At 33.2% G+C, this 13,656-nt stretch carries 14 protein-coding genes and 3 pseudogenes; all 17 read left to right on the top strand.

Going from position 1 to position 13,656, the window contains the following annotated elements; translation table 11 throughout:
* Positions 1-16: 16 nt before the first annotated feature.
* The 17 genes and pseudogenes from M1D73_RS15175 (at position 17) to M1D73_RS15095 (ending at position 13,463) form a co-directional block, all read left to right on the top strand.
* Positions 17-331 carry a hypothetical protein gene (locus M1D73_RS15175; protein ID WP_000350221.1) on the top strand — a complete coding sequence of 105 codons (315 nt, stop codon included), beginning with the start codon at positions 17-19 and terminating at the stop codon, positions 329-331.
* A gap of 414 nt (positions 332-745) precedes the next feature.
* Positions 746-1,360 (top strand): annotated as a pseudogene (locus M1D73_RS15170) (polymorphic toxin type 50 domain-containing protein); the annotation flags it as partial.
* 24 nt (positions 1,361-1,384) lie between these two features.
* Complete coding sequence (locus M1D73_RS15165; protein ID WP_000540189.1) at positions 1,385-1,723, top strand: hypothetical protein; 339 nt, start codon at positions 1,385-1,387, stop codon at positions 1,721-1,723.
* A gap of 56 nt (positions 1,724-1,779) precedes the next feature.
* Positions 1,780-1,974 (top strand): annotated as a pseudogene (locus M1D73_RS15160) (hypothetical protein); the annotation flags it as partial.
* A pseudogene (locus tag M1D73_RS15155) lies at positions 1,963-2,107 on the top strand (RNA 2'-phosphotransferase); the annotation flags it as partial. The pseudogenes M1D73_RS15160 and M1D73_RS15155, both read left to right, overlap by 12 nt.
* 368 nt (positions 2,108-2,475) lie before the next feature.
* On the top strand, positions 2,476-2,679 hold the full coding sequence (locus M1D73_RS15150; RefSeq protein WP_227599582.1) for a hypothetical protein: 204 nt from the start codon (positions 2,476-2,478) through the stop codon (positions 2,677-2,679).
* A 185-nt stretch (positions 2,680-2,864) separates the two neighbouring features.
* A complete protein-coding gene (locus tag M1D73_RS15145; protein WP_000679167.1) occupies positions 2,865-3,002 on the top strand; it encodes a hypothetical protein in 138 nt (45 codons plus the stop codon).
* A gap of 12 nt (positions 3,003-3,014) precedes the next feature.
* Positions 3,015-3,542 carry a hypothetical protein gene (locus M1D73_RS15140; RefSeq protein WP_001278747.1) on the top strand — a complete coding sequence of 176 codons (528 nt, stop codon included), beginning with the start codon at positions 3,015-3,017 and terminating at the stop codon, positions 3,540-3,542.
* 498 nt (positions 3,543-4,040) lie between these two features.
* Entirely contained in the window at positions 4,041-4,247 is a 207-nt protein-coding gene (locus tag M1D73_RS15135) for a hypothetical protein (RefSeq protein ID WP_000063994.1), read from the top strand.
* A gap of 27 nt (positions 4,248-4,274) precedes the next feature.
* Positions 4,275-5,522, top strand: coding sequence for a PoNi-like cognate immunity protein (locus M1D73_RS15130; protein WP_098213084.1), 1,248 nt, complete (start codon positions 4,275-4,277; stop codon positions 5,520-5,522).
* 299 nt (positions 5,523-5,821) lie between these two features.
* Positions 5,822-6,754, top strand: coding sequence for an AAA family ATPase (locus tag M1D73_RS15125; RefSeq protein WP_086401666.1), 933 nt, complete (start codon positions 5,822-5,824; stop codon positions 6,752-6,754).
* A complete protein-coding gene (locus M1D73_RS15120) occupies positions 6,751-7,860 on the top strand; it encodes a DUF58 domain-containing protein (protein ID WP_001075940.1) in 1,110 nt (369 codons plus the stop codon). Before M1D73_RS15125 ends, M1D73_RS15120 begins: the two co-directional genes overlap by 4 nt.
* Positions 7,861-7,875: 15 nt before the next feature.
* Positions 7,876-8,616, top strand: a complete 741-nt coding sequence (locus M1D73_RS15115; RefSeq protein ID WP_000247497.1) for a hypothetical protein — start codon at positions 7,876-7,878, stop codon at positions 8,614-8,616.
* 183 nt (positions 8,617-8,799) lie between these two features.
* The gene (locus tag M1D73_RS15110) at positions 8,800-9,306 is read left to right on the top strand and encodes a DUF3902 family protein (RefSeq protein WP_000843838.1); all 507 of its coding nucleotides are present in this window, start codon (positions 8,800-8,802) and stop codon (positions 9,304-9,306) included.
* Between the two features lie 258 nt (positions 9,307-9,564).
* The gene (locus tag M1D73_RS15105) at positions 9,565-10,731 is read left to right on the top strand and encodes a serine hydrolase domain-containing protein (protein WP_481157921.1); all 1,167 of its coding nucleotides are present in this window, start codon (positions 9,565-9,567) and stop codon (positions 10,729-10,731) included.
* A 356-nt stretch (positions 10,732-11,087) separates the two neighbouring features.
* The gene (locus M1D73_RS15100; RefSeq protein WP_000517625.1) at positions 11,088-12,842 is read left to right on the top strand and encodes an adenine deaminase; all 1,755 of its coding nucleotides are present in this window, start codon (positions 11,088-11,090) and stop codon (positions 12,840-12,842) included.
* 108 nt (positions 12,843-12,950) lie between these two features.
* Complete coding sequence (locus M1D73_RS15095; RefSeq protein ID WP_000719372.1) at positions 12,951-13,463, top strand: hypothetical protein; 513 nt, start codon at positions 12,951-12,953, stop codon at positions 13,461-13,463.
* Positions 13,464-13,656: the final 193 nt, after the last annotated feature.

Here is a 13,656-nt window from a genome sequence, read left to right as displayed (position 1 = left end):
AGTTTGGAGGATTAATATGGATATAGCAAATAAAATGGAAGTTATATTAAATGAAAGAAAAAAATTAAATTTGAATGATGACTATGGGATACAAAAAAGTTGGAATGAAATAATAGAAGTTCTCTCAGAAAATGAGGGAAATACTATAAGATATTTAGAGAACTGTAGTAAAGAAGAGTTATATTGGATAAGTGAAGTTTTGGAAGATATAGTAGAAATTATACAAAGTAAAGAACTAATTAATTGCTTAAGAAAATTAGATGGAAAATTTCCAGAATTAGAAATGACAAATGATATTGATATTGCAGAAAGTTATATAGAAAATCCTTAAATTAAAGGAATAGTTGGTGTGCTTAAGTATAGAACCATGGGATATAATGATACTTTCTTGAAATTCATAGATCATGATGGTTGTACCATCATAGAGTGTTATGTGCAATGATAGAAAATAGAAAACGAGGTACGAGCTTAGGCGAGATGACATTTTACTGTACGACGAATATTAAAGACTTGGAATGGGAAAAAATTTACAAATTTATGCTACTTAAAAATATATGAACTTAAAGCACTTGGTTGTCTATTTGAGACAATAAGTGCTTTTTTAATTGAAAGGTAAGCTATAAATTTATCGAAATTATTTTTATGAATTAAAGCTAACAGAATATGCACATAGGCTTCAATTGCAGGTATATAGTTTGTTTTTCAATGTCAAAAAACATTAATAAAAACAGGGCAAAATTATTAAATAGCCGGGTCCATTGTAGAAATGTTTGAAGGTATCTCGCTCATAGGCGAATCTAATTTCTTAACTATCGTGGCAGAAGTAGGAACTGGTGGGTTAGCATCACCAATTGTTATTCCATTAGATATAGCAGCAACAGCTACTGGGGCAAGTCTTTTTGTACATGGTGGATTTGTTTGGAATAAATCGATTCAAAATACTAAGGATACTCTTCAAAAAATCCAGTCTTCTGGTGGAGGTAAGGGTGCGAGTAATCGAATACCTTCTTATGGAAAAGATTCTGTACCTAAAGGCCCATACCGTGAAGTAAATGGTTATCCAATAAAAGTGAAAGCAGGAGCTCAAGAAAAGCATATTCCTGATACACCGAACTATAAACAAGAATTAGCAAATGGAAAAAATAAGAGCATTTTCTATGGCGATAATAAAATAGCGCAAGAATTGCTTGATAAGTTCGCCGGGAAAGGTGAACTATTAAAAAACGGTAGAGAAAGAGTAGACTTTGGTGAGCCAATAGGAAAATATTATGACCGCAATACTGGTGAATACTATGAGACTACTAAAGGGTTGATCCATTATGGAAAAGATGGCGCTCATATAGTACCATCAAGACCATAAAAATCATAAGAAAAGAGGATGCAAATGGGGTACGATTCTTTAATTGGAACATTAATAAATTATGAACATAGTGACATGATACTAGAATGGAAAAGTGGATTGAGGATTATTGGAGAACTAGATACAGTTTTTGAAACAGACAATGGACTAGATGAGGATGATATAAATTATACAGAATATGATGCAGCTGTATTTAGAGTAAATAATATTTTATCTCGACCTAATACAAACGAAGGTACTGTATATAATTGGTTAAAACAAGAAAAAAGTTCATTGGTTGAAATTTCTCTCTATGATGATCCGCCAAGTGCAGTGTTTTTAACTGACGGAAAAAGAGTATGGGAAAGAAAAATGTGTAAATAATAGGTGGCATTTAAACTGTTACCTTATTAGTCAAATTAGATCTAGTTAATTTTGATATATGGTTTTTAAAGGAATCAGAACAGGCTACTAACATATACTCTGGTATGAAGAAAAGATATCCTAATCGTAAGCTGATTCCTTTTGCTAAAAGAGTTGATAATGATGATACTGCATGTTTTGAAATCGGCAAAGGAAGTAAAGTTCAACTTATTCATGATTTTGCTTCTGAAGGCTTTGAACAAAGAAAAGATAAGCATCCTATTATTTTAGAAGTTAATACTGAAAAAAGCTAGAGAAGAAGGCGTTAAATTTTATTTAGGAAATGAAAAAGTTTGGTTAGCAGATGAGATTCCTAGTGAGTTTATCGCAATTAATAAGAATTAATTGAATCTATTCTACTAGATTATGACGGCAGGAAAAATTTTTTCTTTAGGATATATATTTGAATGAACCATGTTATCTGTCTTAAAATAAACAAATAAATGGCGAGTTACTTATGGAAAATAATCAACAAGAGAGACTTCACATTTGAGGTCTCTTTTGTTGATTTAAATTGAAAATTATTATTTGAGCGAATGCACTTTCGTACCTTGCATTTCACAGGCACATAGGCTTCAATTGATGCTATATAGTATGTTTTTCAATGTCAAAAAACATTAAAAAAAACAGGGCAAAATTATTAAATAGCCGGGTCCATTCTAGAAATGTTTGAAGGTATCTCGCTCATAGGCGGATCTAATTTCTTAACTATCGTGGCAGAAGTAGGAACTGGCGGGTTAGCATCACCAATTGTTATTCCATTAGATATAGCAGCAACAGCTGCTGGGGCTAGTCTTTTTGCGCATGGTGGATTTGTTTGGAATAAATCGATTCAAAATGCTAAGGATACTCTTCAAAAAATCCAGTCTTCTGGTGGGGTAAGGGTACAGGTGTTGATGGTCAGGGAGCCAGTGTAGCAGGGAACATTGGGAAAAATGATAAACTAGCAAGTCAAGGGCATGTTGATGCTGGCGTTTCAGGTGCTCCAAAAGTTGATGCAGGAAAACAGGGTAAACATGTTCCTGGTCATGGGAATAATGTCTCAACCAAATCGCAGTGGGGAGCAGGGAAAAATGGAGTAGTAGAGACACAAGAAGCATGGGTGAAAGGAACACCAGTAAAGCCAGACGGAAGTGTTAGAGTGCATGATTTTGGAAAGCCAATAGGTCCAAATGGAGAAACGAGGGTAAAGGTTCATATGGATGGTAAAGGAAATATACATGGATACCCTGTACAATAAAGGAGAATAATTATGAGTGATGAGATACTAAAAGTTGTTAATAAATTATATAAACAAGGTGATTTCCAATATGTTTTGGGGAAATTTGTTGATAAACATTTCTGGGATGGAGAAATTAATAAAATATCAAATATAAACGTTGATAATATTACTGATTTTAGTTATTCATCATGTTTTTCTTACATTCTTCTACCACTAGATGTGAAATTTCGTTTTGGTAGTGTAGAATTCAGTGAGTATGTTCGGAAGCAATCAGAAATTAATTGTGTAATGCTAATGATTTCGGCAATCGCGCCATATGCAGTGGTTAAATATTTAAGATATAGATACACTAATGGTACAATCGAGCTAGTTGAAGAGTCCTCGCCATACAATGATGAATCTAAGAAAATAGGAAGTAGTATTTTAAAATTATTAGATAGTAACGGAATAAAGAATCTTGATAAAGAAACGTTAAGTATTGAAGTGGAGGATGTTTCGTTAGAGTTAAAGGAAACAGGTGTTACTATATATAATTGTTTATTTGAAGATGAGTATTAAAAAGAAGCATTAATGATTGTCCAGAAACCAAAGAAGGGATACAAATAATAGAGGTAGATTAGTAGTTGTTAAGAAGTGAGTACAGTTCGAAAATGTAGTCTCATTAAAAAGAGTGACCCTCTTTAGAAAACTTTTATGAGTGTACTCCATAGGGTAAATGTCCGAATATTTGTTAAAAATCGTTACGAAAATTACAATTTATGTAATAGGAAGATGAAAGTTAAAAATTTCTAGGGATAAACCAGTTTCAACACTAGGGCAAGTTAAAGGTGGATGTAGCTTCAGATATTAAAAAGATGAAATTAAAGTATACTGTGAAGAACAAGGATTGTACTCGATGTATATTTTTAGAGATAAAGAAATTAATTGCGCAAAAATGAATGAAGAAGCATCAGAAATAGACAGGGTGGGCTTGCGAGAAATGTGGGCTCACCTTTCGTCTGTTCAAATTGATTATGTGGTGGTGCTAAACTAAGTAAAACTAAAGATGGAAGACAAATGTCAAATGATTGGTTGAATGGTGCGAAGACCCGAAAAAGTAGAATATTGAAGGCAGTTGATGGAGATGCAAAATTAGCATCAAAGATTACGAAAGCATTACAAGATCAGGAAGTTGAGAGAGTGTTATCAAAGGTTGATAGTAGTGGAAATGTGAAAACATTTAGAATAGATGCAAAGGGTAACATTGTTGGAGAATGGCCATAATTTAGAAGCGAGGAGGAATTGAATGGTATGAGAGATTATTTATGTATAGAAGAAAAGTGTAGAGAAGGAATTGAATATCATAAAGAGTTTATAGAGGAAAATAGAGAAGATATTAAAAGTTTAGAAGAAGATACTAAAAATGGAATTCAAAGATATTCTAAAGATAATAAGAGTATTATAGAAGGGACATATCTAGCCAATTTTAGATATGAGATGGAGGATATTAGGGCAAAGTATTCTTTAGGGGAAGATGTTAGTGTAATAGAAAAAGATTTTCATAATGCAATTTATGATTTAGAGAATACAGGAAGTAGGGAAATTGGATATTTAAGTCTGATTTGGATGATTTCCTTAGGAATTTTGTTAGAAACGGATAAAAAGAATATAGAAAGATTAAAAAAGATAGTTGATACAAAAAATATGAATGACGCAGTAATTGATTTCCTCTTATGCGCTAGTGATATTGGATACACAAACATGACGAACAGATATTATAAAGAAAATCCATATGCAAAAACAAGAGAGATTATAGAACTTGCACAAACAGATAAAAAAGAAGCGTCTAAAAGATTGCAAACGTACATGGAGAAAGAATGGTTTAAAGGCCATTATGATTATGAATGGAAAAATGCACATAAAGAACCTGGATATGTGGGGTATTGGAGCTTTGAGACAGCTGCAATAGTAAAGATACTCGGACTTGATGATACAAGTTTAAAAGGTAATAACCATTATCCATATGATTTGGCACATTATAAAAATGAAATGAAATTTAAGCATATAGACCTAAGTGAATATCACTATGAAGATGAGACAGAAGAAATCGAGGATATAGTAGAAGGAATTGAACATAATCCTACATTGGAAAATATTATTCCGCCAAGATGGCATTCATTGGTCAATGAATTAATACATGACTATGAGAATATGGATGATAGTAGTTTTTATGAAAAATACAAAAAAACGATAGGAATAGGTCAAGTGTGGTTCTTACCACAAGAGTATGAAGAAGAAAATGAGCAAAAAAATCTATTAGGAAGTTTAATTGTGTTTGCCCTAACGGTAAGAGATTATATATTACAACTGGACTATAAAGAAGATTTAGAAGACTACATTGATAATCTTAAAAATTTCTGGAATGGATCAGAAACAAAGTTAATTCAATTTATGTTAGAGAATGATCAAAATTATTATGCATGGGTACCAAAAGAAGCAAACATCCCAAATATGTATGAAGTGAAGATTGAGAGTGTCGATGTAGAGGAAGTTCTATAACGAACAAATCGAAATGGTTTTTATTATATGTAATATTAGAATGCATTTTACTAGTTAATTGAAAACAATGCATGCGTGGGAGAAAAAAGGATGTATTGTTACTAAAAATTAGAGGGAAAGAAGGCTGTTGGATTGAGTTAAGCGCCTCATTGTCAATATACGACAATAGGTGCTTTTTTGCGTGCAGTGAAGAAAAAATATAAGTTTTCTTTTTGCTCTATTTCATATTTGAATTACATGTTATAATTTGGAAAAATATATTCTTAATTTTTAGAAAATTAAAAGGTGGTAGATAATATATGAGTACATTAAACAAGATTACTAACAATATTTCGAAAGTTATTATAGGAAAAGATGAATCGATTGAACTGGCAGCTATAGCTCTTATAGCAAGAGGACACATTTTATTAGAGGATGTACCTGGGACAGGAAAAACAACATTAGCGAAAAGTTTGGCTAAAAGTGTGGACGCTAAATTTCAAAGAATACAATTTACAGCGGATACTTTGCCTGGGGATGTTATTGGCCTTGAATACTTTGATGTGAAGGAATCGGATTTTAAAACAAGGTTAGGACCCATTTTTGCAAATATCGTATTAGTGGATGAAATTAATCGAGCTGTACCGAGAACACAATCTTCGTTACTTGAGGTTATGGAAGAGCGTACGGTTACAATTGCGAAACAGACACATTCATTACCAGAACCTTTTTTAGTTATAGCAACGCAAAATCCACTCGAATCAGCGGGCACATTTCCTTTACCAGATGCTCAATTAGACCGATTTTTACTTACGATTCGCCAAGGTTATCCTACGAGAGAAGCTGAAAAGGAAATGATGAATCGGTTTCAAATGAATGATCCGTTAGAAACATTACACTCTATTATTTCAAGTGAAGAAATTATTACGATGCAAAAGCGTGCAAGAGAAGTGTTAGTAGGGAATGATGTGCAAGATTATCTTCTTGAAATTATTGAAGCAACTCGTAACCATGAGTTAATTGAAATTGGTGTAAGCCCTCGGGGAACGTTGGCATTTATGAGAGCGATTCAAGCACGGGCAATATTAAATGAAAGAGATTACTGTACGCCAGATGATATTAAGACGCTCACTGCATCAGTTTGTGCTCATCGTTTAACGTTAACGATTGAGGGAGAGATGAAAACGACGAAAGAACAAATTATGAAAGAAATTCTTCATACGATTAGTGTGCCAGTGGAGAATGTACGATGAATCAACAGCTTGTGTATACACCTTTAGCGGAGCCTTTCGTAATGGGGGTTATGTCAGTTGTAGCCGTTATTTTAAGTGTATTTTCAAGTAATCTACTGTTTTTATCTCTCGTATTTTTATATGTAATTTTAATAGGTGCTATGCATGTATATATACGTAAAGTATCTCGTGTTGAATGGGAATACAGTCAAGGGAATTCGAATGTTTTTATAGGTGAAACGAATATGTGCAAAATGAAAATTTCAAACAAGTCGATATTTCCTATTCTTAATATCGTATTTCGATTTAAATGTGAAAATAAGCTAACTTGGAATCATGATGAAATAAACAAAAATCATAGTACAGGTTCAAATTATTATATGAATTTTAATTTAAAAGGAAGGGAGTCAGTTTCATTTGATTTGCAAGCTGTAGCGTTAAAAAGAGGCATCGCGAAATGGGAAGAAGTTGAAATTGTTATTACTGATCTCTTTGGATTTATAACGAACCATATAACATATAAACAAGTTGATACGCCCTCTTATTTAGTCTTACCAGCTGTTCCGAAAATACAAGTTCCTGAATTACAAGAATGGTCACGAGGATTTCGAAAAGCGATGTCTTCACCCTTATATGATGAAACGAAAGTAATGGGAGTAAAGTCTTATGAAAATGAAGATTTTCGTTCCATCCACTGGAGTGCAACAGCGAAAACAGGGACGATAATTGCGAAAAAGTATGAGCGAACACAATGTGATAAATACGCGATTTATCTCAACTTGCAAAATAAAAGTGGTGTTTCTTTGCGAAATGATATAGAGGAACTAATTGAATTAACAGCAGGTATATGCAAACAACTTCTTATGCAAAACTGTTCGTTTGAAGTATGGATCAATAGTGTAAAAGATAACGGTTTGCTACATATAAAAAATGGGGATAATCGGAAACATTTGCAAAATGTATTAAGGATACTTGCCTCGATATCAGACCAAGATACGCCTATATCTTCTTCTTACTTTTACACAGCAGGCTTTCGTCGAAAGGAACTGGATGCGGTTCCTTTAATTATTGGTACTTCACCAAAGAAATACAGTAGAACGAATAAATGGATTGTAATGAAAGAATAAGAAGGGGCTTATGTCATGGTGAATAAAAAGCGACATATGAAAGTGAAGTTATGGAGTGTGAGAACTTTAATCATACTTTTCTTTGCGATTAGTGCGATAACGTTATCACAAGGTATTGTGTATGTACAAGACATAGTAAAAGAGCGTTTTTTCAGTAAGACTAAGACAATATCGGAAAGAAATTATGACTTTACTAGTATAGGTGAAAATTTTGATGATTCCAAAATAGATGAAGATGAATATGAAGAAGTAAAAGATACGGGTATAAGAACGAAAACGGGTAAAAAATTTCAACCTTTCGAAAGAGAAAGTCTATGGAGTGACGTGCTTTCTGTTCTTTCAAATGTATGGATTACTATAGTTTTTTATGTGATAATCGCAATATTAATTATATATGCCATCTACAAGTATATTAGGAACAAATTGATGAGAACAGAAATAGTACAGGAGAAAGAATCGATCACAAAGCAAACTGCGGTAAGAAGCATAAAGAATGAAAAAGTCATTCATCAGTTAGAACGGCCGTTACCGACAGATAAGATAAGAAAAACGTTAGTTGAATGGGAAAGAACATTACCATTTCATGAACAGAGAAGGTCCTATGAAACGATACAACAATGGTTAAAAAGAATTTGTAGAACAAGAGATATTATCTCGTTATATGAGTCTGTTCGTTATGGTGAAAAGACGTATACGGATTTAGATGTGGAAGAAATAATGAAGTGGGTAGAGGGAGACGGGAAGGTGGATACATAAATATCCACCTTTTCTATTTTTATACGGAAATTTGATTAACATGAATTATTTTCTTATATGAAACCGTCTTCAAATAGGTAAACAAAATTAACTTTATTTACTTATACTTCATTACATGTTAACCTATACTTAATTTTTATAAATTATAATTAATTTTTGATTTTTTAAGGGTGTGAAAATGTAATGAAATCGGTATTAAAAAGCATACTTATTTCCTTTGTTTTTTCAGCAGTAGGTATGTGTTGGTTACTGTACGTATTATTCAAAGGAGACGGAGACTGGTTATTGTCTTGGATAGGTGTATTAATGGCATATTTATCTTTATATACTTTAATAGATTTATATTGTAAAAATACATACGATAAAAAAATAAATAAATGGCTTATAAAAACATCGGTGACTAGTTTTAGTTTTGCTGTATTAGGAATCTCATTTTGTATCATACATGAGCTATTAACACCGTGGAGTCTTAGTTTAATGGTGTGGTATTGGTTGCTAATGTTAGTATTATTTTTAACAACTATAATATCATTAATCAGTTTAGTATTTGTTAATCGTAAAAATCACAATTTCACCGTTGGATATAGAATGCTCATACTTCTAAATATATTTCTTACACTAGGACCAGTATTATGGCCGCTATTACTTTCTATTATTGGAAATGGTATGAATGCTAGTGCGGGCTGGTAAAAAGGAATATAAATTAGTTGTGTAAAGAATAGGATGAAAAGTTGATATAGAATTTTAAATGTTTAAGAGAACATGTTTACATAAAAAATGAAAACATGTTCTCTTTTTATTTGCATGCATAACTCTTCCTCAGTTTACCGTATTTAAATTTAAACGTAAGTATTTCGTAAGGAATGGATAAGAAAAAAGAGAGATTTATCATATAGGATGAAAGTATAGCTTGAATCAATCCGATATTAATGGAGGAGAGAAAGCCTTATGAAAAAATGTAATTCAATTAAGTTAGCAAGTTTTGCAGTTTTATTAGCGGGTACGGTTCTATTCACACCTGGTTTTACTGTGACTGCAGAGTCAACTCAAAATATTTCTAGTTCGTCACAAGTACATGATCAAAAGAATCGTAATGGCTGGAAACAAGTAATGCAGGAAACAGTACAGCTTGGTGCTGTAGGAATATTAGCTAAGGCGTCTAACAACGGAAAAACTAGTAGTTTTACTGCTGGCGTGGCGGACTTAAGTACAAAGAAACCGGTGAATTCGGATTATCGCTTTCGGATTGGTAGTGTGACGAAGACGTTTACTGCGACGACTGTGCTTCAATTAGTAGGAGAAAATCGCTTACAACTTGACGATCCAATTGAAAAGTGGCTACCGGGTCTCGTGCAAGGAAATGGGTATGATGGTAATCAAATTACGATACGACAACTTTTGAATTATACGAGTGGTATCGCTGAATACTTAAAGTCAAAAGACGCGGACATAATGAATTCGAAAAAAACGTATACAGCAGAAGAAATAGTGAAAATAGGCCTTTCGCTGCCTCCAGATTTCTCGCCGGGTAAAGATTGGTTGTATTCAAACACAGGATACGTAATACTAGGAATGCTTATTGAAAAAATAACTGGAAATAGTTATGCGGAAGAAATCGAAAAGCGAATTATTGAACCTTTGGATCTATCAAATACGTTTTTACCAGGAAATTCACCCGTCATCCCAGGAAAGAATCATGCTCGTGGATATGTGAAAATGGAAGGAACAGGCGAGTTCAAAGATATTACGTATTATAATCCGAGTTTAGCTAATGCAGCTGGAGATATGATTTCTAATGCGGATGACTTAAATAAGTTCTTTTCATCTTTACTTGGTGGTAAGTTACTGAAGGAACGCGAGCTAAAAGAAATGCTTACTACAGTTCCTATAGAAGGCAAAGGGGTTGGTGACGCATACGGTCTTGGAATCTATGAGACTAAACTTCCAAACGGTGTTTCAGTTTGGGGGCATGGAGGAGGAATTCCTGGATTTGCAACTTTTGCTGGGGGAGTAATTGGAGGCAAACATACATTAGCTATCAGTCTTAACTCAATAGGTGGGGTCGATATTGTTCCGCAGTTAAATAAAATGATGCAAATTGAATTTAATAAATAGATGAAAAGAAAATGAATAGAATTTTGTTATAGTTGTATTTAAAAGAGGTGCTTTTTTAAGTTCGCAACTATGGACAGTAGTTGCATTTATGATATGACATCAAGTGTATTCCAAAGTGAAAATCAATCTTAATGCTTACGACAAAATAAAAAAGGATGTCAGTTACATGACATTCTTTTTATTTTGGATAAAAGAGGTATGTATATAGTTCTGAAAATTGTTATTTTTTAAATTTTTACATATAATGAAGGATATAGGGGCACCAATAGGGGAGTTATGAATGGAAAATACTTTAGTTAGTTAAATATTACTCGTTTTAATCAAAATAATTATGAGTTGATTTGGAGTTGAATACAATGGGGAAAAATCATTATAAATGGAGTAATAAACAATTACGAGAACATGTTGAAGTACTAGATGGTAAGAGAAGCACACACATATTATTAAAGAATGCAACATATTTAAATTCTTATATGCGCGAGTGGATGACAGCGAACATTTGGATATATAATGATCGAATTGTATACGTAGGGGAGCAGCTGCCAGAGCAATTAACGGAGTGTGAAGTTGTTGATTGCGAAGGAAAGTATGTCGTACCCGGTTACATAGAACCACATGCACATCCGTATCAGTTGTATAACCCAGAGACGCTAGCGAATCATGCGATGCAGTTTGGGACAACAACTTTTATTAATGATAATTTAACTTTATTTTTCACATTAAAGCGTGAAGAAGCATTTCGTTTATTAGATGAATTCAATAAGATTCCAGCAAGTATGTATTGGTGGTGCCGTTTTGATGGACAGACTGAATTGCAAAACGGAGAATCTTTGTTTAATCGTGAAGAAATAATAGAGTGGCTGCAGCATGAAGCGGTTCTTCAAGGCGGCGAGCTAACAGCATGGCCAAAACTATTACATGGCGATGATGAAATGTTAACTTGGGTGCAGGAAACAAAGCGATTGCAAAAGAAAGTAGAAGGACATTTTCCGGGTGCATCTGAAACGACTTTAGCGAAGTTAAAACTGTTAGGTACAGATTGTGATCATGAAGCGATGACAGGGCAGGAAGTTTTCACTCGTCTTATGCAAGGTTACACTGTTTCCCTAAGAAATTCTTCAATCCGCCCAGATTTAGAAGTTTTACTGAAAGAATTGTTGGAACTAGGCGTAAAGCAGTTTGATAGATTCTTTTTTACAACAGACGGCTCACATCCTTCGTTTTATGAGAATGGAATGACAAACGTTATGATTTCTACCGCGATAAAACAAGGCGTGCCAGTAATAGATGCATACGATATGGCAAGTTATAATATTGCTCGCTATTATAATATGGAACATGTACATGGTTCGATTGCGACAGGTAGAATTGCTAATATCAATATTTTAGAAAGTAAAGAAAACCCAGTACCAATCAGTGTCCTTGCAAAGGGGAAATGGGTGAAGCGTGACGGTGTAAATACACATGAAGCATTACATATAGACTGGAGTAAACATAAAGTAACTCCATTATTATTAGATTGGTCAATAGAAAAAGAGGATATGATTTTCTCTAATAAAACGGGGATACACTTATTAAACAACGTTATTACAAAACCATACACTAGTGAAATTAATATAGACTGTGATGAATTGTCCACAGATCATGATGAATGTTTCTTTATGATGATTGCTCGTGATGGCAGTTGGCAAGTGAATATAGCTGTGAAAGGTTTTGCGAAAGAACTAGGTGGGCTTGCTAGCTCTTATTCTGGTACAGGTGACATCATTCTTATCGGAAAAAGAAAAGAAGATATGCTCACAGCTTTTCGTAGAGTAAAAGAGCTCGGTGGTGGAATGGTCATAGCAGAAAACAATGAAGTGTTACACGAAATAGCATTACCATTGCTCGGGATTATGTCTAATTTAAAAATGAGAGAATTAATACAGGAAGAGAAACAGATGGTGAAATTACTACAAGAGCGTGGCTACGCGCATGATGATCCAGCATTTACAATTTTATTCTTTTCTGCGACGCACTTGCCTTTTATACGAGTAACACCTATAGGATTATATGATGTGAAAAGTAGTAAGGTAGTTGCCCCGCCCGTGAATTTGATAAAGCAATATTAAAAGGAAAGATCCTATAAAAATTTTATAGGATCTTTCTCATTATTAGCATAAGAATATTGTAAGCCTCAAATGATATAGTATCTAAATCATTTGAGGTGATATGTAAATATGAAAAAAATATTTTACATTTTAAGCGTATTTATTCTGTGTGTATCGATACAACACGTTGTACATTCCCAATCAGATGCACCAGAATTATCTTCGGATTGTCTCGAAGAAAGAAAAGTTAGAGATGAAAAGCATGTGAAGAATATAATACAGGACATTAAATCCACATTTAATTTAAATATTGATGAACATAGTTTTTGGGAAGTAAGTAAAAGAGATCTGGAGGCTGCTCATTTGATGTATGGTGGAAAGGAAAATGATTCTTATTATAATTCGCTAACTAAAATTTATGATAGTGGTGGATTTAGCGAACAGCCCAGCTTATTTGTGAGGGCACAAGAAGCATTTTTACTTTATAAAGAAAAAGATAATATCAATGTAATGAAACGCCTAAAACTAGACGTTGAAAAAGGGGAATGGCTCGTTATAAAAACGAAAAAGAAGAAAGGGAAAAAAGTGAAATTCAAGCTGTTGCAATGTGAAAAAGATTATATGAAAAAGAGAAATGAATAACAAAATACTTATTCATACTGTTTTTATTCAACGATATTTTGCTGTTGATGTGAAATAGAAAAAGGTAAACGAACATATTAGCTTTATGGAATATGTTTGTTTACCTTTTTTTGAGAGATTTAATAATTGGGGATTATTTACTGGCTAATGAACTTATAATATTCAATGAATTTGTTCTTCATAAACATTAGAT

It is taken from the genome of Bacillus sp. PK3-067, from assembly GCF_056738645.1.
Note: the sequence above shows the minus strand (reverse complement) of the source record. Positions and strands in the feature narration are given on the sequence as shown.